The organism is Exiguobacterium sp. SH0S1, assembly GCF_004337165.1.
GTDB lineage: Bacteria > Bacillota > Bacilli > Exiguobacteriales > Exiguobacteriaceae > Exiguobacterium > Exiguobacterium aurantiacum_A.
This window is the reverse complement of sequence record NZ_SJVC01000005.1, coordinates 132,649-156,332: the sequence shown is the minus strand read 5'-3', so window position 1 is coordinate 156,332 and position 23,684 is coordinate 132,649. Positions and strand designations below refer to the sequence as shown.

22 protein-coding genes, 8 tRNA genes and 1 rRNA gene are annotated in these 23,684 nt (G+C 52.3%); 28 read left to right on the top strand and 3 right to left on the bottom strand.

Going from position 1 to position 23,684, the window contains the following annotated elements:
* The first annotated feature begins 19 nt into the window (after positions 1-19).
* The 26 genes from rrf (at position 20) to EVJ20_RS12410 (ending at position 19,704) form a co-directional block, all read left to right on the top strand.
* Positions 20-135 (top strand): 5S ribosomal RNA (gene rrf / locus EVJ20_RS12535).
* Between the two features lie 8 nt (positions 136-143).
* A tRNA-Asn gene (locus EVJ20_RS12530) sits at positions 144-218 on the top strand.
* Positions 219-222: 4 nt separating this feature from the next.
* Positions 223-297, top strand: a tRNA-Glu gene (locus tag EVJ20_RS12525).
* Positions 298-301: 4 nt separating this feature from the next.
* Positions 302-377 (top strand) — tRNA-Val (locus EVJ20_RS12520).
* A gap of 27 nt (positions 378-404) precedes the next feature.
* A tRNA-Thr gene (locus tag EVJ20_RS12515) sits at positions 405-477 on the top strand.
* Between the two features lie 6 nt (positions 478-483).
* Positions 484-567: transfer RNA gene (locus tag EVJ20_RS12510), tRNA-Tyr, on the top strand.
* Between the two features lie 5 nt (positions 568-572).
* A tRNA-Lys gene (locus tag EVJ20_RS12505) sits at positions 573-648 on the top strand.
* An 8-nt stretch (positions 649-656) separates the two neighbouring features.
* A tRNA-Gly gene (locus tag EVJ20_RS12500) sits at positions 657-731 on the top strand.
* A gap of 17 nt (positions 732-748) precedes the next feature.
* Positions 749-824: transfer RNA gene (locus EVJ20_RS12495), tRNA-Ala, on the top strand.
* 202 nt (positions 825-1,026) lie between these two features.
* Positions 1,027-1,929 (top strand): arginase, encoded by a 903-nt coding sequence (rocF, locus tag EVJ20_RS12490; RefSeq protein ID WP_131508358.1) that lies wholly within the window; start codon positions 1,027-1,029, stop codon positions 1,927-1,929.
* Between the two features lie 131 nt (positions 1,930-2,060).
* Entirely contained in the window at positions 2,061-2,636 is a 576-nt protein-coding gene (gene sigW, locus EVJ20_RS12485; RefSeq protein ID WP_070329318.1) for an RNA polymerase sigma factor SigW, read from the top strand.
* Positions 2,633-3,268: a polymer-forming cytoskeletal protein gene (locus EVJ20_RS12480; RefSeq protein ID WP_131464882.1), complete on the top strand. Its 636-nt coding sequence runs from the start codon at positions 2,633-2,635 to the stop codon at positions 3,266-3,268. Before sigW ends, EVJ20_RS12480 begins: the two co-directional genes overlap by 4 nt.
* Before the next feature lie 133 nt (positions 3,269-3,401).
* The gene (gene cdaA, locus EVJ20_RS12475) at positions 3,402-4,262 is read left to right on the top strand and encodes a diadenylate cyclase CdaA (protein WP_016508862.1); all 861 of its coding nucleotides are present in this window, start codon (positions 3,402-3,404) and stop codon (positions 4,260-4,262) included.
* Positions 4,263-5,543, top strand: a complete 1,281-nt coding sequence (locus EVJ20_RS12470) for a CdaR family protein (protein ID WP_070329316.1) — start codon at positions 4,263-4,265, stop codon at positions 5,541-5,543.
* A 35-nt stretch (positions 5,544-5,578) separates the two neighbouring features.
* The gene (gene glmM, locus EVJ20_RS12465; RefSeq protein WP_131508355.1) at positions 5,579-6,937 is read left to right on the top strand and encodes a phosphoglucosamine mutase; all 1,359 of its coding nucleotides are present in this window, start codon (positions 5,579-5,581) and stop codon (positions 6,935-6,937) included.
* Positions 6,938-7,295: 358 nt separating this feature from the next.
* Entirely contained in the window at positions 7,296-9,092 is a 1,797-nt protein-coding gene (gene glmS / locus EVJ20_RS12460; protein ID WP_131508353.1) for a glutamine--fructose-6-phosphate transaminase (isomerizing), read from the top strand.
* Between the two features lie 218 nt (positions 9,093-9,310).
* A complete protein-coding gene (locus tag EVJ20_RS12455; RefSeq protein ID WP_070329313.1) occupies positions 9,311-10,492 on the top strand; it encodes an MFS transporter in 1,182 nt (393 codons plus the stop codon).
* A gap of 131 nt (positions 10,493-10,623) precedes the next feature.
* Positions 10,624-11,202 carry a YdhK family protein gene (locus EVJ20_RS12450; protein WP_070329312.1) on the top strand — a complete coding sequence of 193 codons (579 nt, stop codon included), beginning with the start codon at positions 10,624-10,626 and terminating at the stop codon, positions 11,200-11,202.
* Between the two features lie 106 nt (positions 11,203-11,308).
* Positions 11,309-11,995: a DUF975 family protein gene (locus tag EVJ20_RS12445; protein ID WP_131508351.1), complete on the top strand. Its 687-nt coding sequence runs from the start codon at positions 11,309-11,311 to the stop codon at positions 11,993-11,995.
* Positions 11,996-12,061: 66 nt separating this feature from the next.
* Positions 12,062-13,003, top strand: a complete 942-nt coding sequence (locus EVJ20_RS12440; RefSeq protein WP_236636410.1) for an NAD(P)/FAD-dependent oxidoreductase — start codon at positions 12,062-12,064, stop codon at positions 13,001-13,003.
* Between the two features lie 63 nt (positions 13,004-13,066).
* Positions 13,067-13,570, top strand: coding sequence for a GNAT family N-acetyltransferase (locus EVJ20_RS12435; RefSeq protein ID WP_131508347.1), 504 nt, complete (start codon positions 13,067-13,069; stop codon positions 13,568-13,570).
* Between the two features lie 112 nt (positions 13,571-13,682).
* Positions 13,683-14,126: a MarR family winged helix-turn-helix transcriptional regulator gene (locus EVJ20_RS12430; protein WP_070329310.1), complete on the top strand. Its 444-nt coding sequence runs from the start codon at positions 13,683-13,685 to the stop codon at positions 14,124-14,126.
* 3 nt (positions 14,127-14,129) lie between these two features.
* The gene (locus tag EVJ20_RS12425) at positions 14,130-16,781 is read left to right on the top strand and encodes an MMPL family transporter (RefSeq protein WP_131508345.1); all 2,652 of its coding nucleotides are present in this window, start codon (positions 14,130-14,132) and stop codon (positions 16,779-16,781) included.
* 180 nt (positions 16,782-16,961) lie between these two features.
* Positions 16,962-18,419: a methyl-accepting chemotaxis protein gene (locus tag EVJ20_RS12420; RefSeq protein WP_131490325.1), complete on the top strand. Its 1,458-nt coding sequence runs from the start codon at positions 16,962-16,964 to the stop codon at positions 18,417-18,419.
* 101 nt (positions 18,420-18,520) lie between these two features.
* Positions 18,521-18,805 (top strand): putative quinol monooxygenase, encoded by a 285-nt coding sequence (locus tag EVJ20_RS12415; RefSeq protein ID WP_131508343.1) that lies wholly within the window; start codon positions 18,521-18,523, stop codon positions 18,803-18,805.
* Positions 18,806-18,819: 14 nt separating this feature from the next.
* On the top strand, positions 18,820-19,704 hold the full coding sequence (locus tag EVJ20_RS12410) for a VOC family protein (RefSeq protein WP_131490324.1): 885 nt from the start codon (positions 18,820-18,822) through the stop codon (positions 19,702-19,704).
* Between the two features lie 41 nt (positions 19,705-19,745).
* On the opposite strand, the gene EVJ20_RS12405 is transcribed toward EVJ20_RS12410, so the two are convergent.
* Together EVJ20_RS12405 and EVJ20_RS12400 are read right to left on the bottom strand one after the other, a co-directional pair.
* Positions 19,746-21,548, bottom strand: a complete 1,803-nt coding sequence (locus EVJ20_RS12405) for an LTA synthase family protein (protein ID WP_131508341.1) — start codon at positions 21,546-21,548, stop codon at positions 19,746-19,748.
* A 111-nt stretch (positions 21,549-21,659) separates the two neighbouring features.
* On the bottom strand, positions 21,660-22,058 hold the full coding sequence (locus tag EVJ20_RS12400; protein ID WP_131508339.1) for a VOC family protein: 399 nt from the start codon (positions 22,056-22,058) through the stop codon (positions 21,660-21,662).
* A gap of 93 nt (positions 22,059-22,151) precedes the next feature.
* Here EVJ20_RS12400 and EVJ20_RS12395 point away from each other — a divergent pair, with 93 nt between their 5' ends.
* Complete coding sequence (locus EVJ20_RS12395) at positions 22,152-22,655, top strand: YcxB family protein (RefSeq protein WP_070329303.1); 504 nt, start codon at positions 22,152-22,154, stop codon at positions 22,653-22,655.
* A complete protein-coding gene (locus EVJ20_RS12390; protein ID WP_084812999.1) occupies positions 22,637-23,116 on the top strand; it encodes a GNAT family N-acetyltransferase in 480 nt (159 codons plus the stop codon). The genes EVJ20_RS12395 and EVJ20_RS12390 overlap by 19 nt, the downstream gene beginning before the upstream one ends.
* A 34-nt stretch (positions 23,117-23,150) precedes the next feature.
* Here the strand turns inward: EVJ20_RS12390 and thiW are convergent, their stop codons facing one another.
* On the bottom strand, positions 23,151-23,639 hold the full coding sequence (thiW, locus tag EVJ20_RS12385) for an energy coupling factor transporter S component ThiW (RefSeq protein WP_131457612.1): 489 nt from the start codon (positions 23,637-23,639) through the stop codon (positions 23,151-23,153).
* Between the last annotated feature and the right edge of the window lie 45 nt (positions 23,640-23,684).

Below are 23,684 nucleotides of genomic sequence, written 5' to 3'. Positions count from 1 at the left end.
TCAGGGAACAATTCCCTTGTCTGGTGGCGATAGCGAAGCGGCCACACCCGTTCCCATGCCGAACACGGAAGTTAAGCGCTTCAGCGCCGAAAGTAGTTGGGGGTCTCCCCCTGTGAGGATAGGACGTTGCCAGGCAAGATCGTTCCGCAATAGCTCAGTGGTAGAGCAACCGGCTGTTAACCGGTAGGTCGTAGGTTCAAATCCTACTTGCGGAGCCAATAAGGCCCGTTGGTCAAGCGGTTAAGACACCGCCCTTTCACGGCGGTAACACGGGTTCGATTCCCGTACGGGTCACCATTTTGGAGGATTAGCTCAGCTGGGAGAGCACCTGCCTTACAAGCAGGGGGTCGGCGGTTCGATCCCGTCATCCTCCACCATTTTAATTAACCAATCAAACCATATATGCCGGTGTAGCTCAGTTGGTAGAGCATCTGACTTGTAATCAGAGGGTCGAGGGTTCAAATCCTTTCGCCGGCACTCCTTGGGGGGGTAGCGAAGTGGCTAAACGCGGCGGACTGTAAATCCGCTCCCTCGGGTTCGGCGGTTCGAATCCGCCCCCCCCCACCAGGTTTGAGCCATTAGCTCAGTTGGTAGAGCATCTGACTTTTAATCAGAGGGTCGCAGGTTCGAGCCCTGCATGGCTCACCATTTTTTTCGCGGAAGTAGTTCAGTGGTAGAATACGACCTTGCCAAGGTCGGGGTCGCGGGTTCGAATCCCGTCTTCCGCTCCATATTTATTCCCTGTAACGGGGCCTTAGCTCAGCTGGGAGAGCGCCTGCCTTGCACGCAGGAGGTCAGCGGTTCGATCCCGCTAGGCTCCACCACTTGTTTTTTTTCTTAAGTTACTTACGACTTAAGTTTTTTTTTGCCTAAATCCATGAAACCATTCACTTAAGAGTACAGAGAAAGGCAGCCTGCCACCATTCAGGCTGCCTTTTTGCATGTTTATTCACCGGCGTGTTAAGTTGAACCACACATTTGGTAGCGTTTACAATGTAGGTATCAATCGCTCAAGGGGGAATGGCTATGCAATGGTCATATATTGAAGTACCACTCCGTTACGGACAGGGGAAACACGGAGTCGATCAAGGTCCAACTAAATTGCGAACACTCGGAATCGAGGCGTTACTGCCAACGGGGACGCTACAACAAACGATTCGCGTCTTGCCAGAGTCAGAAATTCAAGTGAATGAAGAACATTTAAAGCGCGTAGACGGCGTCTTGTATACGGTCAATGAGCTGGCAGACGTCGTTGCTGCCGATATTGAAGCAAATCGATTCCCGTTGATCGTTGGGGGCGATCACAGCATGGCAATCGGGACACTCGCTGGGCTCGCCAAAACCGGACCGTACGGAGTAATTTGGGTCGATGCCCATGCTGATTTGAATACGGGGGAAACATCACCGTCAGGCAATATCCACGGGATGCCGCTTGCCGCTGCGATGGGTCTAGGTGACATCCGATTGACGGAAGTCGGTGGGCGTGAACCAAAGCTTGCGCCAGAACATCTAGTGTACATCGCTTTACGTGATATTGATGAGGGAGAGATGCGAGCGATTAAGCAGCTTGGAATCAAGGTCGTGACGATCGAAGAAGTTCGGACACGTGGCGTCGAGACAATCATGGCTGAAACGATCGAGTATTTACGTGACCGTGTCGATCGCTTCTATCTAAGCTTTGATATGGACAGTTTGGACGCTCAACTCGTCCCCGGAACAGGGACCCCGGTCGAGGGCGGTTTGACGGCTGAAGAAGGGAAAGCAATTTTGGCGGAAGCGATGAAAGCCGACGAGTTGATTGCGATCGAGCTCGTCGAATTGAACCCTGCACTTGACCAAGAGGATACAACCGCTCAACTCGCCTTCAGTTTATGCGAAACGATTTTGAAATCCAAAGAAAACCTGTTACTGGAAAGCAAAATAGTCTAACCGCCTTACAGTTTCCAAATCCGTTTGCTACAATGGGTTTGGAAACTTTTTTTGTGTGATGTGAAACCTGATCAGACAACTGAACGTATACTGTATTGACCGCATAGGTTGCGGAGAGGGGAAGTGGATTGATGGAACGGCTGACCACCCGTTTAGTAGACGAATTAAGGTCGGGGAATCACGATTCGTTTGCTGAGCTGGTAGAACTGTACAAGGATGGTGTCTTTGCCGTCGCCTTTAAGATTTTATACGATCGTGGCGAAGCCGAGGATGCTGCCCAAGAGACGTTCATTCGTGCATATACCCGGATTGATACGTATGATCCGCAGTATAAGTTCAAGACATGGTTGTATCGAATCGCCACGAACGTCGCCATCGACCGTCTCCGAAAGCGAAAGCCGGAGTACTCGATGGATGCCGAAATCGCTGGCACGGATGGTCTCACCTATCAAGACCATTTGGCCGATGATGCCCCCCAACCCGACGCCCAAGTCGTTCACCGCGAGATTCGAGGCGAAATGCATGAGGCAATCCAGCAACTGCCGGACAAATATCGTATCCCGTTACTGCTCAAGTACGTGGACGATTTGTCGCTCAAAGAAATTAGCGTCATGATCGATATGCCGGTCGCAACGGTTAAAACAAGGATCTTCCGGGGAAGAGAAATGTTAAAAACAATCTTTCAAAACAGGGAGGGGTTCAATTGACTCCTGAAGAGAAACTGCAACAATACTTGGAAGATGGCATCCTGCCCGAAGAATCTGACGAATTACGTCAATTACTAGAGGACGAAGCCTTATACGAGGCGTACCTTCAGTACGAACGAATAGATGCCGAACTTAAAGCACTTCCACGTCCTAAGCTATCAGACGATTTTACGGCGCGCGTGATGGCGGCCATTCCTGAAGCGAAAACGTCTCCGCCGGCGACACCGGTCGTGCGTCTTGAAGACCGTCCACGGCCACGGAGAAAACCGCATTCGAAACAGATGACTTGGTTCCGGAAGCATCCGGGACTCGTCGCGGCCTTACTATTCTTTAGTTTAATGTCGAGCGCGACACTCGGTTTATGGAACGGGTCTACCGAAACCATGACGTACACGAAAGTACCTGGAATCGTTGTCACAGCGAACGAGGTCGTCGTGCCGAAAGACGTCATCGTCGATCGTGACATTACGGTCCAAGGTGGGGACCTGCGGATCGAAGGTACCGTCAACGGCAATGCGACAGCCGTGCACGGCCGAGCCTATTTGGCCAGTGCGGGTGAAGTGACCGGAGAGCTCGAACAAATCGAGCAGATTTTTGAGTGGGTTTGGTACTCCATCAAACAAATACTTTAAGAGAGGCGCCTCAGGGCGTCTTTTTTCATTCGTTTCAATCTGGTTTCGTTTTGTCATCTAACGATGCGTCGTTTGGGAAATATGATATAATGAAACTTGCACGAATTGGCTAGGTAGTTGAGGAGGGGAGCATTTGCCGCTACTTGAAAAGGTTTCAATCTTATCATTTTTTAGTCTTTCAGAGAACGTACATTGGTACGATTATTTGAATGACGTTTTAGATATTGTCGTCGTCACGTACGTCATCTATAAACTGATGATGATCGTCCGTGGGACAAAAGCGGTCCAACTGATAAAAGGGATTTCAATCATCCTCGTCAGCTGGTTCCTCAGCGGATTTTTTGGTTTAAAGACGTTACAGTTCTTGCTGAACCAAGTGATCACGTATGGTTTGCTTGGGATCATCATCATCTTCCAACCAGAACTTCGACGCGGGCTCGAGCACTTAGGGCGAACGAGCAATTTGTTCGGTCGTACGAGCACGAGCGATGAGGACAAGCAACGACAAATGATCGAAGCGATTGTCAGTTCGGCACAGTACATGTCGAAACGTCGAATTGGGGCGTTGATCGCGATTGAACGAGATACCGGGTTGAACGAATACGTTGAAACCGGTATCCGGATGGACTCGCACATCACGTCACAACTGATTATCAATTTATTTATTCCGAATACACCGCTTCACGATGGGGCGATGATTATCCAAGACGGGAAAATTGCAGCGGCGGCTTGTTATTTACCGCTCTCGGAAAGCCCGCACATCGATAAGGCGCTCGGGACGAGACACCGGGCCGCGATCGGGGTCAGTGAAGTGACCGATAGCGTGACGCTCACCGTTTCAGAAGAGACGGGTGCGGTATCTCTAGCGATTGCTGGACGTTTATACCGCGAGCTAGACGAGGAGGCACTTCGCAACAAGTTGATCCAAGAACTTGTTATTGAAGAAAAAGAGACGACACTCTCGTTCTTTAATAAAAAAGGGGGGGACAAGTAAGTGATTGATCAGTGGTTACAACATAAATGGTTTCTCCGCATCATCGCACTTGCTTTAGCCATCCTTCTTTATTTTATGGTCGCCGAGACGAGCTCGTCGACCAATTCAACAAATGCATTGCCGATTGTCGGGCAAAGCTCGATGTCGCTTGACGTTCCTGTCGAAGTATTCTTCGATGAAGTACAATACGTCGCGTACAACGTTCCGGAAGAGATGAACGTTGAGCTGCAAGGTCCATCGAGTAGTTTGACGATGACAAAATTGGTGAAAGATTATCAAGTGTTCGTCGATTTAACGAACCTCGGTACTGGGTTCCATCGTGTCCCGGTGGAAGCACGAGGTTTCGGCGGTGACGTCAACGTAAAGCTTGAGCGGGACACTGTTGAAATTTACATCGATCGCAAACAGACAGTTGAAGTGCCCGTTTCGGTCAACTTGTTAAATAAAGACCAGTTGCCGGAAGGGTATGTGGTCGGAGAAGCGGAAATCGAGCCGGCGACTGTAAAAGTGTCTGGTGGCGAAAGCCGGATTCAAAACGTAAAAGAAATCACATTGAACGTCGATGTGGCGAATCAAAATCAGACGTTCACGCGTGAGGTGCCGCCGACGATTTTAGATGCGAACGGAAACCCGCTTAACGTGACGGTCGAACCGAACATCATCAACGTCACGGTTCCTGTCTATGAACAAAGTGCCGTGTTCCCGATTGAAGCTGTCACGACCGGTGAAGTTGCCGATAAATTCAGGCTCGTTGACACGTTGTTAGAGGAAACAGAAGTCCGTGTTTTCGCACCGCGCGAAGTGCTCGATGCACTAGACCGTGTTGAGACCGAGCCGATTGACCTTGATGGCGTCGATCAGACGGGGAAAGTGACAGCGAAGCTTGTCCTGCCGGAAGGCGCATCATCGCTCGCTGCCGAACAAGTGGAAGTCCAGCTACTCGTCCGAGCGGATGATCAAACGCGAGATGATACCGGGGAATTGACGGAACGCATCCGTTTAACCGTGCCTGTCACGGTCAGAGGCTATGATCGGACGAACTATACGCTTCAAGCACCGGAAGTCGTCAGCGTCACATTGTCAGGTAAACGATCACTCCTTGAGAGCGTGACGTCGAACAGCATCAGTGTGACACTAGATTTGACGGGTCTGCCGAGTGGTTTGCATGGTGTCGATGTAGACTATGAAGTACCGAAAGGCGCGACGGTCGTCTCGCCGAAAACAATCGACGTCGAGTTAACGAGCGTCGAAGACCAAACCGAAACGTCTTCGCTTCAATGAGACGTTCAATCATACAAAAGTGAGGAAACGAATATATGGGTAAATATTTTGGAACAGATGGGGTCCGCGGTGTCGCGAACTCAGAATTGACAGCAGAACTAGCTTATCGTTTAGGACGCATTGGTGGTTACGTGTTATCGAAGCACTTGCCAGCCGGTGAACAGCCGAAAGTATTGATCGGGCGTGACACACGCATTTCAGGTCATATGCTCGAAGGCGCACTGATCGCAGGTCTTTTGTCAATCGGAGCGGAAGTGATGCGTCTCGGTGTCATCTCGACACCAGGTGTGGCTTACTTGACGAAGTCGCTTGACGCGACAGCAGGTGTCATGATCTCAGCTTCACATAACCCGGTTGCCGACAACGGCATCAAATTCTTCGGTAGCGACGGTTTCAAGCTCGATGATGCGACCGAAGCAGAGATCGAAACGATTCTCGACGCGGCGGAAGATACACTCCCGCGTCCGACAGGGAAAGATCTCGGATTCGTCTCGGACTACTATGAAGGGGCACAAAAGTACCTTCAACTCTTGAAACAGACGGTTGATGAGGACCTCGATGGTCTCCATATCGCCCTCGACTGTGCCCACGGCGCGACGAGCGGCCTTGCGGCTCGCTTGTTCGCTGACCTTGAAGCGAACGTCTCGACAATCGGGAACTCGCCGAACGGGTTGAACATTAACGAAGGCGTCGGCTCGACACATCCGGAACACTTGGCACAATTCGTTCGCGAAAAGGGAGCGGACATGGGCCTTGCGTTTGACGGAGACGGAGACCGCTTGATCGCGATCGATGAAAACGGCGACATCGTCGACGGCGATAAAATCATGTACATTTGCGGAAAATACTTGAGCGAAAAAGGTCGTTTGAAAGACAATACGATTGTCGCGACAGTCATGAGTAACCTTGGCTTCCACAAAGCAGTCGAAGACGCAGGTATGACGGCTCTTCAAACAGCTGTCGGTGACCGTTACGTCGTCGAAGAGATGAAGAAGCATAACTACACGCTCGGTGGCGAACAGTCGGGTCATCTCATCTTCCTCGATTACTCGACGACGGGCGACGGGATGCTCTCGGGTGTCCAACTCGCACAAATCGTGAAGACGACAGGACGCAAGCTGTCTGAACTAGCAGCTGAAATGCCGGTCTATCCACAAACGCTCGTCAACATTCGCGTCACGAATAAACAGGATGCGATGACAGGGGAGCGCGTGCTCACAACGATTCAAGAAGCGGAAGCTGAAATGAACGGAAACGGGCGTATTCTCGTCCGTGCATCAGGTACAGAGCCACTCGTTCGAGTGATGGCTGAAGCGCCGACGAAGGAAGACTGCGACCGTTACGTCGAACGAATCGCTCAAGTCGTCCGTGAAGATTACGGTGTTGAAGGATAATTTTGTCGAAACAGGGAATAACACAAGGGAATCCAATTTTGGGTTCCCTTTTTGTTTCCGTTTTGTCACTGTGAAATCATCTGATTTTCTTGACGGATGGGGGTGTGATTTGTACTATTAAGAGCGTGACCTTAGAAACGGAGGGGCACAAAGTACGAGAAAGCGCCAGAACTCTTTATGAGTTGACGAGGTTGGAGGTTATCGAGATTTCGGCGGATGCCTCCTAGTCGCCTGTCATGACTAAAAGCAATCCCTCAAAACGTCCGGGTGACCGGACGGCCAAAGGGGAACGCATTGACAGCTCTTTGAAAAAGCCCGTTTCCTTTTTCGAGAAATCGAATATAGAGGAGATTTTTGTATGTGTGGAATTGTAGGAATGATTGGGAATACCGGAGCGAAGGAAATCCTTCTCAAAGGTTTAGAGAAACTCGAGTACCGCGGTTATGACTCGGCAGGTCTTGCGTTGATGCACGATAACGTCAACGTTCATAAGGAAGTCGGTCGCATCGCTGCGCTACGCGAAGTCGTCCCAGCAGAAGTAGACGGATTGATCGGAATCGGCCACACACGTTGGGCGACACACGGGGTACCGAGCGTACCGAACGCCCACCCGCACCAGAGCACGACGGGCCGCTTCACGCTCGTCCACAACGGCGTCATCGAGAACGACGAGCAGATCAAGGCGACGCTTGACGTGCCGTTCCTCTCAGAGACGGACACGGAAGTCATCGTTCAATTGATGGAGAAGAACTTCGTCGAGCTTGGTGACGTCGAATCGGCGTTCCGCAAGACGCTCTCAGAGCTCCACGGCTCGTACGCGATCGCGATGATCGACTCAGAGGACCGCGAACGCCTCTATATCGGTAAGAACAAGTCGCCGCTCCTCGTCGGACTTGGTGATGGCACGTTCAACGTCGTCGCGTCGGACGCGATGGCGATGCTCCAAGTGACGGACCAGTACCTCGAGCTCCACGACGGCGAGATCGTCATCTTGACACGTGAGTCGGCGACGATCAAGACGCTCGACGGCGACGTGCTCGAGCGCGCGCCGTACACGGCCGAGATCGATGCGTCAGACATCGAGAAGGGCACGTACGCGCACTACATGTTGAAGGAGATGGACGAGCAGCCGGCCGTCATCCGCAACATCATCCAACACTACCAGAACGACAATGGCGACATCGAGCTCACAGAAGGCGTCCGTTCGCTCGTCTCAGAAGCCGACCGCATCTACATCGTCGCTTGTGGAACGAGTTACCATGCTGGTCTCGTCGGCAAGCAATTGATCGAGCGTGTCGCTGGTGTGCCGACAGAAGTGCACGTCGCGTCAGAGTTCGGTTACAACATGCCGCTCCTCACGGAGAAACCATTGTTCCTCTTCATCTCACAATCAGGTGAGACGGCCGACAGCCGTGCCGTCCTCGTCGAAGTGAAGAAGCGCGGCTACAAAGCGCTCACACTCACGAACGTTGCCGGTTCAACGCTGTCGCGTGAAGCGAACGAGACGATGCTCCTCCATGCTGGCCCTGAGATCGCGGTCGCATCGACGAAAGCGTACACGGCGCAAATCGCCGTGCTCGCGATCCTCGCTTACGACATCGCTCGTGCGAACGGGAAGAAGCTTCCGTTCGACCTCATGACGGAACTCGCTCGCATCGCGACGATCATGGATTCGGTCATGGCTCAAAAAGAGATTTTCGAACAGCTTGCTGACAAGTTCTTGAAAGAATCACGTAACGCGTTCTTCCTCGGTCGTGGGATGGACTCATACGTTGGTCTTGAAGGCGCGCTCAAGCTGAAAGAGATCTCGTATATCCAAGCGGAAGGCTACCCAGGCGGTGAGCTCAAGCACGGACCGATCGCGTTGATCGAAGACGGCACACCGGTCATCACGCTCGTCTCGCAACCGAACACGCACCTCAACATCCGTGGAAACATCAAGGAAGTTGTCGCTCGTGGCGCAGTTGCCTGCACGATCTCGATGGAAGGCATGGAACACGAGAGTGATTCATTCGTCTTGCCGCGTGTCGAGCCGTTGCTCACACCACTCGTAACAGTACTCCCGCTTCAACTCATCTCATATTACGCTGCACTCGCGCGTGACTGTGATGTCGACAAGCCACGTAACTTGGCGAAGTCAGTAACTGTAGAATAAAGAGTAGGCCAAGATCTTTCGAGATCTTGGCCTTTTTTTGTGATTTACGTTGCGTCAACCGGCTTGATATACTGAGTTTATAAACGACTAAGGAGAGAACGCCATGCGAATCCAAACATTTAAAACATTCATCCTGCCGGAGGAAGTGCGTTCATAAGTTGGCCCACCTCCTCCGATGATTCACCGTATTGGAACAATCATATCGGAGGACTACCCAATTGAAGATTCAACAACTGTATTACATGGTCACGAGTTCGCGCTCACTTGTCATCCAGATGGTATTCACGCTGAACGCCATCTATTACGTGACGACCGCCGAGCTTAACGCGTTGCAGCTCGTCTTGATTGGCACGATTTTAGAAGTATCGATTTTCCTGTTCGAACTGCCGACGGGACTCGTCGCGGATTTGTACGGCCGCAAACGGTCGATTGTCATCGGCACCGGTTTGATCGGGGCCGCCCACTTGTTAGAAGGCGGCATCCCAGAGTTTTGGGCCATCGCAATCGCCTCTTCACTGTGGGGAATCGGTTGGACGTTCATCAGCGGGGCCGAGCAGGCGTGGATTGCCGATGAGATGGGGAACCAGGAGTTAGAACAGGTGTTTTTACGAGGCGCTCAGTACAGTTCACTCGGTCGCTTTATCGGGATTGGGATAGCGGTGCTATTCGCAGAAATGACGTCCGTGCAAACGACGATTGTCGTCGCTGGAGGTTTGTTAATAGGACTCGCGCTCCTCATCTGGAAAGTAATCCCGGAAACGAGGTTTGAGCCGATCACCCGAGCTGGCACCTCAAATCTGCTTCAGGCGAAGCGGACGGTAGCAGAAGGCTACGCCCATATCCGCGGCAATACGATCCTCGTTGGGTTGGCCGCCATCACGCTCGTCTGGGGACTCGCGAGCGAAGGGTTCGACCGGTTGTGGGGCGCTCATTTGATCGATACGTTTCGGTTGTCAGAACAAGCGGCCATCTATTGGTTCGGCCTGTTTTATGCCGTTGCGTTTTTACTGAACATGCTCGTCCTCAAAGGTGTCGAGACGTACATCAAAGGACGCTACGCGACGACATTGTTTTGGTTCAACGTTTTGCTCATCCTCACGATGCTTGCGTTCGCATGGGTCGGACAATTCTTTGTGGCCGTCTTGTTGTATTGGACGATTGCCGCGCTTCGGAACGTGCATTATCCGCTCATGAGCGTCATGACGAACGAGCGGCTCCCGTCCAAGGGCCGGGCGACGATTTTGTCGATGTTCGGTCAAGTCGATGCGTTCGGCCAAGTCGCCGGCGGTCCACTCATCGGCCTCGTCGCCCTATATACGTCGATTCAAGGGGGGCTCGGGGTGTCAGCACTGTTGCTATTACCGATGCTCTATTTTTTAAGAAGGATTAAGCACCACTAATTCGAAGACCGTGCCTCGATTCGTTCGAGGACGGTTTTTTCAGTTAGATAACGAATCCGCTACAAATGTCTTGTCCGAGCGCAATCAGGGTACAGTAAATATGAGACGGCACAAATGAGGGGAGCGATTCGATGAAACAAAAGAAATGGGCGACGACACTTGGTGCCATGTTGCTCGCGACGTCACTCGCCGCCTGCGGTGATACGACAGAAGAAGACCAAGCGATTGACGTGACAGAAGAACAAATCGCAGAGGAAGAAGAGGAGCATGGCGCGATGGACCATTCGGGATCGGGTGAGGTGCCTGCCGAGTTAGAAGAAGCGGCAGACCCGACGTATCCGATTGATTCGATGGCCGTGTTGACTGCGGACCATATGCTTGAGATGGAAGGCGCGGAAGCGAAAATCGTCGGTGCTTATGAGACTACAGCTTACGCGGTCACGTATACACCGACAGATGGCGGGGAACCGGTCGAGAATCACAAATGGGTGATTCATGAAGAACTCGATACATCCGAACCGGCCCCGCTTGCTGATGGGACCGAGGTGACGCTTCAGGCCGATCATATGGAAGGCATGGACGGCGCGACCGCGACGATCGACTCCAGTGAACAAACGACCGTGTATATGGTCAACTTCATGTTGCAAGACGGAGAAGAAGTGACGAATCATAAATGGGTGACTGAAAATGAATTAGAACCGAAAGAGTGACGAGAAGACTAAAAACAGGGCGATGCCCTGTTTTTCTATGGAGTTTGAAACATTTCATGTCGCGTTACGTATATGACAGGAAACACGAATGAAAAGAGGAAACAATATGGTTCACACATGGAATGAGCGAGCGCATACTGCGTTAAAAGGGAAGACGGGGATGTTGCTCATCTGGTCGTTCGCGTGCTCGGTTCTATTAGAGATAGGATTGATGGTAGACACGACCTATTACGGCTTGGCGATAGAATCTGTTGCGCTGACCGTTCTTAGCCTTGGTGGTATCTTATTTTACATAGCCCTCTACCCAGTTATCGTCGGATACAACTGGCTCATATTAGAGACGGTACGAGGCCAGACAGTTCGATTGAGTGACGTCTTCGCTCCGTTTCGTCATCGTTACGGGAAGCACCTGCTTGCGACGCTTCTCGTCATGTTGTTCCAAGTCTTATGGACACTATTGTTGGTCGTACCTGGCATCGTGAAGTACTTCTCGTATGCGTTCACGTATTTCATCTTGCGCGACGAGCCGGAACTATCGGCATTGGAGGCGATCACGAAGTCACGGAATTTAATGGACGGTCGAAAATGGGACGCATTCAAACTGATTTTGCCGATGATTCCGATGTTTTTGATTGGTCTCACGTTATACATTCAGCTTGATTTGCCAATCTTGGCTTCTTGGTCGTTGCTTCTTGCAACGGCGCTGATCCGTCCTCTCGTCGTCAGTCGATTTGCCGTCCTCTACGAAGAGGCTCGGCAAGAATATGACGAGCAGTGGAACCGCTCGGCATGAAGCGCATCGAGTCTGATGTGACACGCTGACTCGTGATACAATCTTCCTGAAAGAGGGGGAATGCACATGAATATTGGAATCATTGGGGCTGGACTTAGTGGGATTGTCGCAGCACGGGAACTCGTCCAGCAAGGACATACGGTTGAATTGATTGAGAAGAGCCAGAGCGTCGGTGGACGCTTGGCGACCCGACGGATCGGGGCCGGGAAAGCCGATCACGGGGCCGTCTATTTCACCGTACGCGGGGAAGCGCTTAAACAGGCGGTCGCCGATTGGGTCGAGCGGGACTGGGTAAGCGTCTGGTACGCCGACCCGTATCCGCGGTACATCGCCCGTGACGGCATGAACGCGCTCGCCAAACAGTTGGCCGACGGCTTGACCGTCCAATTGAACGAGCGGGTCGAGACGGTCAGTATGGAGAGTGGGACGGTCGTCGTCACGACAGACGTGGCGACGCGCCACTATGACCGTCTCCTCATCACGTCACCGCTCCCACAGACGTTCGAGCTGCTCGCTGACTTATCGAGTCAGGTGGCTGAGTCGTTGCGTGAGCTGACTTACGCCCCGACGTTCGTCGGATTGTTCGAGTTCGCGGGCGACACCCAAATCGGTGCGGACGGGATTATCGATACGGACTTGGCACCTGGTCTGTTGAAAATTATCAACAACCGGCAAAAAGGCATCTCGGCGACAGAACTCGTCAGCGTCTACATGGATGAGGCGTGGAGTGAAGCTTGGTATGAGCGGCCAAGTGAAGACACGCTTCTAGAAATCGAGCGGTTGCTAACAACCGTGACCGGAGACGTAGCGATTCAGTCGAGACAGTTGAAGCGGTGGCGCTACGCCCAGGCGACAGACGTTTGGCACGAGCCGTACTATAAATTGAACGACGCACCGATTTACTTGGCGGGCGACGTCTTCCTCGAGCCGGACGACGCTTCAGGGCGGACCCGGTTCGAAAGTGCGTACGTCTCGGGTCTCCGCGTTGCGGCAGCGATGCGGTCCTAAACCTTCTGCGGAAGGTTTTTTTGATCACGACGATACGATTTTGAGAAAGGAGGCGTTAATTACGTGAATCGGGTGAGTCTGAAACCGTTGCGCATACAGGACGAAATCGCATTGTACACGTTTGAATGTGAGAACCGACCCTATTTCGAACGTTACGTCCCGAGCCGTGGAGACGCGTACTATGAACCTGAAGCATTTCGTCAGGCGTTGGAACATTTGTTGGCCGAACAAGTGAACGGGGATGGATATTATTATTTGATTTGGCATGGTGAGTCCATCGTGGGGCGTCTCAACGTCCATCATGTCAATTTCGAGACCGGGGAAATCGGCTATCGAATCGGTGGGGACTATGTAGGTTGTGGATATGCCACCGCAGCCCTTCAGCAATTACTTACGCTTAACCTTCCTCGATTCACACGATTGATTGCCAAGACGACGACAGATAATAAGGCGTCCCAACACGTCTTGATGCGTTCTGGCTTTTCTCGTGAAGATGAAATACATCAGATTGAATGGGAAGGACGATTCTTATCTTTTTACACATACGTTTACGAAATGGACCGATGAAGCGCCTACTTCATCGGTCTTTTTATTTGACCTCATCTAGTTTAGGGCATAAACTATCTCTAACTAGTTTAGGGCATAAACTATCTCTAACTAGTTTAGGGGGTAAACCAAAATGAAAGAATTGATGCGGGAGGCCGTCCAACTATTTGAAGAAGTCATGTTCCACGGAGCGGAACATGTCATTGAGGCGATGGAAGGCGACGTCTGGCGCGAGTATTCGCGTGAACAGCTCCAACTATTAAAACTGCTCGAACAGTTCGGCCCGATTCAAGCGGGTCAGTTGGCGATGAAACAAGGTGTGCATAAGAGCGCCGTTTCAAACCGCTTAAAAAAACTCGTTGAGAAACAGCTCGTCGTCAGTCGACGCGGGCAAGACCAACGCGAACGGTTGATCGAACTGACAGCGGCGGGACACCACGTCGTCGAACAGGCAGATACGGCCGTCTACCATTATGTCGAGTCACTACTCGACGGGAAAATAGATGAGGCAGAGATCGAACAGTTCGTCCGGACGTTCCGGAAAATCAAAGAGCTGCTTCGAATTGGGGAGGAATAACACGTGCGCAAAATTATTCAATGGCGCTTCGGCATCTTGATCGGTCTCGTCTTGTTGACGGCGGCCTTGTTCGTCGCGGCACCAAACTTGACCGAACAGGCAGAACAGGCGGGAAGTTTCCAACTGTCTGAAGACATGGACTCGCAACGCGCGCAAGACATCTTGAACGCTGCGGGCAAGAGCGATAAGACGATTTCGCTCGTCTATGAATTTGAAGCGCTCGGAGATGCCGAACGGGCCGATATTGCCCGGGTAATCGACGAGCTGGAACAAAATGATACGGTCGTCAAAGATGTGCTCGACCCGTTCGAGAACGCCGAGACGGAGGCACAACTCGTCTCGGAAGATGAACGTATCGTCCTCGTCCCGATCACGGTCGAAGGATCGATGGAGGACATCAACGCTTTCGCGGACGATGTCCGCGAGAACATCCTCCCGACAGACGAGACCGTCTACATCACAGGTGAAGAAATCATCAACAACGATGTGAACTTGAGTGCGCAGGAAGGGTTGAAGAAGACCGAGATCATCACGGTCGTGTTGATCTTCGGACTGCTCTTGCTCGTGTTCCATTCAATCGTGACCCCGTTCATTCCGTTGATCGCGGTCGGGTTCACCTATCTCCTCAGCCAATCGTTCGTCGCGTTCTTCGTCGACTGGTTCGGTTTCCCGGTCTCGAACTACACACAAATTTTCCTCGTGGCGATTTTGTTCGGGATTGGGACCGACTACTGCATCCTGCTGCTTAGCCGGTATAAAGAAGAACTCAGTGCCGGGCACGCGATCGAGGACGCCATCGTCAACACGTATAAGACGGCTGGACGGACGGTGCTCATTAGTGGTCTCGCCGTATTCGTCGGCTTCGCCGCGATCGGATTTGCCGATTTCCCGATCTTCAAGTCGGCCGTCGCGGTCGCGGTCGGGATTGCCGTCTTGTTGCTTATCTTGTTCACGGTTGTGCCGTTCTTTATGGCGACGCTCAAGAATCGCTTGTTCTGGCCGTCGAAAAAAGCAGGCGAGCATCACGACAGCAAGCTGTGGGCCGGATTCAGCCGCATCTCGGTCAATCGTCCGTTCGTCTCGATCCTTGTCGTCGCACTGATCACCGTGCCGGTGTTGTTCACGTACGACGATGCCCGGTCGTTCAATACGGTCGATGAGATCGGTGACGATTACGACTCGGTGCGCGGTCTCAATTTGATCTCGGAAGGGTTCGGGCAAGGCGAATCGCTCCCGGTTCAAATTATCTTGAAACAAGAGTCGGAACTGACCGAGTCGGATATTTCGTACATCGAGAAGTTCGCGAGCGAATTAGAAAAAGTCGATGGTGTGAGCGGTGTCCGTTCGATCACACGTCCGACCGGTGACGTCATCGATGATTTTTATGTCGATACGCAACTCGAACAAGTGAGTTCAGGGCTTGCCGAGGCAGAGACCGGGCTCGGTGATGTGCAAGACGGGCTCGCTCAAGTCGAGACCGGTCTAGACGCGGTCGTCAGTCAACTGCCGGCTGGTACGACGAACGCCGGGGCGCCGCTCGCAGAAGCGGCGACGGGACTCGGCCAACTGAACGCCCAACTCGGTTTGATCGGACAAGGTCTCACGGCAACGCAAAACATCCCGGCGACCGTGGCGCAACTGCAACAAGTGTCTGGTGGTCTCAGTCAGATCGAGGCGGGTATCAATGAAGCAGCGTCTGTGTTGACGGCGCAAGGTGCGCAAGTCAGTGAGCTCGGATCGGGACTCGGCCAACTCGCGACTGGTGTCGGTGAAGCGAACGCTGGGCTCGCGCAAATCGAAACCGGTCTTAGCGACGCGGTGGCGTTCCTCTCGGCACTCAGTGAAGCGGACAGCCTGCGTGATACGGGCGTCTATTTACCGGAAGGAACGCTCACGTCAGATGAGTTCGCCCCGGCCGTCGAACGTTACGTGTTCGACGAGGGGACGGCGACACAACTCGAGGTCATCCTTGATATGGACCCGTACTCGCCGGAAGCGATCGATACGGTCGAAACGTTGAAACAGACGATGGAACGTGTCGTCACGGACACTCCATTTGATGACGCGACCATCGGTTACGCCGGGATTTCAAGCATTAACAGCGATTTAAACGAGACATCGACAAACGACTTCAATCGGACCGTCGCCATCATGCTCGTGACGCTGTTCGTCGTTTTGACGGTACTATTCCGTTCGATGATCATGCCGCTCTATATGATCGGGTCACTGTTGCTCACGTACTACACGTCAGCGGCGATCACGGAGCTCATCTTCGTTGAAGGGCTCGGTTATGACGGCATCAGCTGGGCCGTACCGTTCTTCGGGTTCGTCATGTTGATCGCGCTCGGCATTGACTACTCGATCTTCCTACTCGATCGGTTCCGTGAAGAATCGATTAACGGGATGACGGTACGTGACGCGCTCGTCCACGCCATGACGAAGATGGGGACGGTCATCATGACGGCGGCCGTCATCCTCGCCGGGACGTTCGGGGCGATGATTCCGTCTGGTGTACTCAGCCTCGTCCAGATCGCGACGATCGTCATCACCGGTCTGTTGTTGTACGGGTTGATCGTGCTGCCACTTCTCATCCCGGCGATCACCGTATCGTTCGGAGACGGTGTCTGGTGGCCGTTCAAACGAAAGAATAAATGACTAAACAAGACGTCATTCAATTAAACTGTCCCTCAATTGTTAAGTACAAATGACAATTTGAGGGACAGTTTTTATTTGTTTAGTCAATGTAAGAAAAATAGCGAAAAACAAACTTCATATTGGAAAAAATGCACCGAAGTATAGTGTAGATCTCTATTCTACTGAAAGAAGGCAACAATCATGGTGAATCATTTTGAGAAAATAAGTTCGTTGTTAGTATCGCGTATGTTGATCGTTTTATTTTTCCTCTCTTATCCGATTATGGGTGTTTTGTACTGGATCGGGGAGCTCGCCGGACAAGACGCAGTCAGTTTTATTGTGGTGGGGAGTGCCATTCAGATTGGATCATGGCTCGGCCATCGCTTCTATGTAGAGCATGCTTGGTTGAAGTATGGGCTCGTCACATTGATGTACATTTCGGCTTCAGCGATTATCTTGACGCTACCAGGTGTGGCGATTCAAAATGTCGTCTTTCTTTACATCGTATTGACGTTGATCTACTTGAATCGGCATCTTGTACTGTACGGTAGCATGCTCGCGCTGATCGTCTCGGTCGTAGCTGTGTTAACCGGGCGCTTTTCATTTGCAACGCCGCTCGACCTCGTCATTTGGTTCACGGTGCTCACAATGGCTTTGTCTGGCGCGTACTTTGTGTCATTCTTTGGCGCAAAGTTGTTGCATGAGACGTTCGCGCAGCAAGAGAAAGCAGAACAACATGCAGGGGAAATCGAGCTGACAATGGCGAAAACGACAGCGAGTGCGACTACGCTTCACGGAGCTGTCTTCACGATGAATGATTCAGTCGAGTCAGTCACAAATGCTTCAGAACAGGTGACGGAACAAATCAGTTCGATGACGAAACGGACATCTGAACAGGCAGGTCTTATTCAAACTGTCGCTTCACAAATCCATTCAACTGTACAGGCGTTTGAACGAATGCAGCAGCAGCTCCAGGAGACAACGTCTCAAGTAAGTGGCGTCTTGCAGGACGCTCACGTCTCGCATGAAAACATGGACTCGACAGAACGGTCGCTCGCTGAACTGAACTTAAGTATCGGTGAAGTCAATCATGCGTTTAAAGGGTTGGCGGAGCGCTTCCAAGAAGTACGGACCATCACGGGGACGATTCAGCAGATTTCATCTCAGACGAACCTCCTGTCGCTCAATGCCTCAATTGAAGCGGCGCGAGCGGGTGAGCACGGGAAAGGGTTTGCCGTCGTTGCGTCCGAGATTCGAAATTTGTCGGCTCAAACCGCCCAAGCCTCATCTCAAATCAATGATATTATCCAACTCGTCATGCAAGAGGTACAAGTGACGGAACGGGCAATCGATGGCAGTACAGAACGTTTGTCGACGCAGGAAGAACAAGTCCGTAAGAGCGGGACGTCGATTCTCTCCATGATTCAAACGACAGGGACGGTAGCGAGCACGGTAGATGAGACATCGACCCAGCTCCAAGTCGTCGCATCAGAACTGAACAAAGTCCATCAAGTAACGGGCCAAATGTCAGCACTGATGACAGCTCTCGAAGAGAACGGTCAAGACGTGCATGTGTTGACGACGTCGCAGCAACAGGCGTTGGCTTCGTTAAAGGATCAAATTGCAGAATTGAACGAGATTGCGAACGAACTCGTCTAAACGATGGACACGCCTTGAAAATAGGCGTGTCCATTTGCGTATACATCTCTTCTAAAACGGGAAAAGTTTTGCGTCAGTCCTAAGATGAGGAGGAACGATCAATGGAAATTACAATCACAGCTATCTTAAAGGCTCACCCGGGTAAAGAGAGTGAGTTGCGTCAAGCACTCGATCAGGTCATCCCGCCGTCGCGGCAGGAAGAAGGGTGTCTCGCCTACGTGTTACACGAGTCGATCGATGCGCCGGGTACGTTCGTGTTCTACGAGAAGTATCGGGACGAGACGGCGCTCGACCATCATATCAACTCAAGCCACTATCAAGCGTATCGGCAAGCTGCCGATACGTTACTCGCTGTCCGTGACGTGTACCGTTTGCAAGAGGTCTGAAAGGAGACAGTCCGATGATCACGCAACCGATTATTCCGTGTATTTGGTTCGAACAAGACGTCGAAGCGATTGCCGATTGGTACGCCTCGATATTTCCGGATTCATTCGTCGACTATACGACGAAACTTATCGACACTCCGCCTGGCGAGACGACGGTCGTCACGGTCTCACTCTTTGGTCAGTTCTTTCAACTGCTCGGTGCCGGTAACTTGAAGGAGCGGAATCCGTCCTTCTCCTATATGATCTCGCTCCCGACGTCAGAAGAAGTCGATACGTTGTGGGACAAGTTATCAGACGGTGCTGACGTCCTCACGCCGCTCGACACGTACGACTTTAGTGAACGTTACGGCTGGTTGAAAGACAAGCACGGCGTCTCTTGGCAAATCATGCACAACGGTGGCATGGACATCCAGACGGTGACGCCGTGTCTGTTATTCGTCGGTGAGGCGTTCGGCCGGGCCGAGGCGGCGATGGACGATTGGGTCACAGTGTTCCCGGACTCGTACGTGCTCGACGATCAGCTGATCCGTTACGATAAAGACGATGGCCCAGAATTAGAAGGGAAGTTGAACTACGCCCGTTTCGTCTTATCTGGACGTGAGTTCATCGTCATGGACAGTGCCGAGCATCACCAGTTCGCTTTCAACGAGATGCAGTCGTTGATTGCGTTTTGTGAGACACAAGAACAGATTGATGCGTATTGGGATGAACTATCGTCTATACCTGAAGCCGAACAATGCGGGTGGCTACAGGACCGCTACGGCGTCTCCTGGCAAATCGTGCCGTGGGAAATGGAAGAGATGCTGACGACCGGCACGCCGGAACAGTTGGCACGGGTGACGGCAGCGTTCTTGCCGATGAAGAAGATCGATCTGACCGAGTTGCGGAAAGTATATTGAAACGAACCATGCCGCCCTTAGCGAATCAGGGCGGCATGGTTTTATTCGCGTTTCTTTTTAGAGAGTGCGTCTTTCTCGATGATCGTATCGGACAGACGCAGTTGTTCGGCCGCTTCGTCGATGAAAGGCTCACATTGACTGAGCGGTAGCTCATCTCCTGTCTCGACCGCGTAACACGTCCCGTTTCCGATGGGATCGGTCAAGTTTGGAACATAGTAGAGCGTGTCGTACCGGAACGACCCGTTACGGAACACGGTCAAGTTCGGTTCGTCGTCGAGCAGCGGGCTGCCGAGCATGTAGGCGGGCTCCATCCCGAGCAATTCTAGGATGGTCGGGGCGATGTCCGTTTGACCGCCGCTCGCTTCGATCGTTCGACCTTCGTTCAAGTTGGCTGGTTTGATGTAGAGCGGAACAGAACGGTCGAGCTGAAACAGTTCGACGGCCGAATCGGCGTTCGCTTGCTCGGCCATCTCGTCACCTGCTGAGGTCAGGCCGCTGTCATGATCGCCATAAAAGACGACTAACGAATTATTCCACGTCCCGTTCGCCTTCAATTGATCGACCATCAACCCGACGGCCGCGTCGACGTAATGGACGGTATGGTAATAGTTTTGAAGCAGCGGATCGTCATATCCGGTCAAGTCCAAACGCTTCTCTTCTTCCGGAATGTCGTACGGCGTATGGCTCGTCAAAGCGACCATGAACGCATAAAACGGTTCCGCTAACGTGTCCATCGCTTCGACGGAAGCGGTCAAGAAGTCTTTGTCGTTAAGTGCCATGCCGATCACGTCCTGAGCGGGATAATCGTCTTTGCTGAAAAAATGATTGAAGCCGATATTGTCGTAGACGTTGTCGCGGTTCCAAAACGTTTTATCGAACGCATGCATCGCGGCCGTATCATAGCCGGCTTGGCGCAAACGTTCAGGTAAGGCGTCAAACGTATGGTCACCGTACTGGGTGTACACTGAACCGGATTTGACGGGATAGAGCGAGGTGTTGACCGTGAATTCTGCGTCCGACGTCCGGCCTTCGTGCGTCTGATGATAGAAGTTCGGGAAGTACAACATCTCGTCACGAAGCGCGTTCAAGTTCGGTGTCAGTTCCTGTCCGTTGATCGTCTGTCCGATCACCGACGTCTGGAACGACTCGAGCTGCAGCATGATGACGTTCGTATCAGCCGTTGTCTCGACGTCGGTTGGAGCCGAGGTACCGAGCCGCGTCTCTTCTTGTGCGGTTAAGCCGTCTCCGAAGCCGAGTTGGTCGCCGATGCCACGGAACAAGTCGAGGCCGTGATACCCCCAAAAGCCGTACTCGTAATATTCACGCATGTTCGAAATCGGTGCTTGCTCGTCACCATTCGGCTGACTGACGGTTAACGGAACGACGAAGGCGGTCAAGCCGACGACAAAACCGGAAGCGGCGATCCGGCGATTTTTTCCTGTGCCTTGCGCAGGTCTTTTTCTCATATAGACGAGGACAGCGGTATAAAGCACCAGGTCCACGAACAATAGAAAATCGGTCGGTTGAATCAACGTCAGGAAGCCGCCGCCGACGTCGCCCATCTGACCAACGTCTGACAAAAGCGCGACCGACAACAGATTGCCGAAATAGCGATAATACCAGACGTCGGAGATGAGGAGTGTACTGTGTAGAAACAGCGAGGCGAATAAAATCCAGCGCCGTGTTTTCGTCTTCACGAGCAACGCCCAGCTCGTCATCATGAGAATCATCCCGACGTTGACGAGTAAAAAATGAACGTTGAACGCACTCGCGGTCAAGACGCTGAATAAAAATAGTTTGGCAAGTGATAGTGACAGATAACTCCAATAATCAAGATATTTCATAAATAGCCTCCAAACGGTACGTACACGTTGTATTCTTTTTCATGTACCTGTTCGCAAGTGGCGGGAAACATGGGGGTGTGCGATACGGACGAAAAAAGCGAGGCGAGCGCCTCACTTGATCAAAAACGTGTCCCGAAGCTCGATGATCGTGCCTTCCGGGGCTTTTAGTTTGCTCAAATGTCCGTCGACGACGAAGTAGATGTTGCCGCCATGTTTCGGCAAGAACGTGACACCGAGCGCCTCGAGCCGACGGACTTCCGCTTGAAGGTCATCGACGTACAAGGCGAAGTGAACGGGTCCGGCCGCATGTTTCGAATACGGCGATAACGTCTCGTCGGTCTTCGCCGTCTGGAGTTCGATATAGAAGTCGCCGAGCTTGAGCCAACTGTTGAACGCCCGGGTATGGAAGTTGGGTGACTCTTGGACGAGCTCAAAACCGAGCGTTTCATAAAATTGCTTTGACGCCGCATAGTCGGGCGTTTGGATACAGAGATGGTGGATTTGTTTCATCGTGTCACTCCTTTGCTTTCATTTTAGCGAATAGGAGCCTGAAGCGGAACTTTTCTTGAACGAAGACGTATACGACACCGAGGAGGGATACATATGGAAATCCAATACGAATTGACGGAAGAAGACTACATTCACTTCAACTTGAGTCATATTAGACGTTCAAAGATAGGAAAGAGGATGCTATTCCTGCAGCGCATCATCGGGCCCGTCATCATTTTAAGTGGTGGCGCTTTGACGTTCGCGACATTGTTTCAAGATACGAGCTGGTGGTTGTTTGGGGTGTATGGCGTCATCAGCCTCATCTGGTTTCTGTATTATCCGAAGTATTTTGAACGGCATATCCGAAAACAGACGAAGCGGATGATTCAAGAACGAAGCAATGAAGGCATGATCGGCCCGCATACGATGGATCTGGATGAAGACGGTCTTCGTGACAAAAATGCGTTCGGGGAGACGAAAGTCTCATGGAGCGGCATCAAGGAAGTCGTCGAGGAAGCCGATTATGTGTATTTGTATAACTCGTCGGTCAGCGCCTACATCTTGCCGAAACGCGGGCAGGACATGGAGGAGGTACAACGATGGCTACCGATGCGTTGACGATTCAACCGATTGATGAGACGAACTTGGATGCGGTCGTCGCCTTGACCGTCGCACCTGGTCAGGCCCGCTTTATCGAAACGAACGCGGAATCGCTCCGCGAGATGGACGTCGACGTCAAGTACGCGTGGACGTGCTACGCGCTCTGTCGAGACAATCAACCGGTCGGCTTCATGATGGTCGGGGCCGAGAACAAGGTGGAGCGTTACGTCTGGCTCGACCGCTTTATGATTGATATGGATGAGCAAGGGAAAGGCATCGGGTCAACATTTTTGCAACTTGCGATTGAGTGGATGCAAGAGCGATTTGATGTCGATGACATCATCCTCAGTCTCCATCCGACGAACGAACCAGCGAAACGGTTTTATGCGAAGGGCGGATTTGAGGACAGTGGCTTGATTGATGAAGCGAACGGGGAAGAGATTTGGGTGTATCACGTGAAGCAGGGACAGCCTTCCTAAGTCGGCCGTCCCTGTTTTGGTGGTTGTTGTTCAATTATCGCTTCACCGTGAGTGGACGCAACTGTTTGACCCGCGCCAAGACGATCCAGCCGAGGATGGCTCCGGTCACGCTCGAGGCGAGGAAGGCCGGGAAGAAGAACAGCGCCCCAAACTCAGAACCCATTAAGATTTTCGCGTACGGGACGGCGATGAGCGAGGCAATGACGCCCGTCCCGATGACTTCACCGAGCGCAGCGAAAGCGACCCGGTTCGTCCGCACGTAAAATAGTCCGGCAAGCAAGGCGCCGATCATACCACCTGGGAAGGCGAGCAACGACCCGGTCCCGGTCATGACACGGACGAGTCCGGTCACGAACGCGACGAGGACGGCACCAATCGGACCGACGGTGACGGCGGCGATGACGTTCACCATATGTTGCACCGGATAGGCCCGGGCGACACCGGTCGGGATGGAGATGAACAGGGAGCCGATGATGGCGATGGCGATGAGCATCGCCATCCAAGTGAGTTGTTGAATACGCATGTAGTGTCTCCTTTCAAAATGAAAACGCCACTTCTCCAAGTGGAA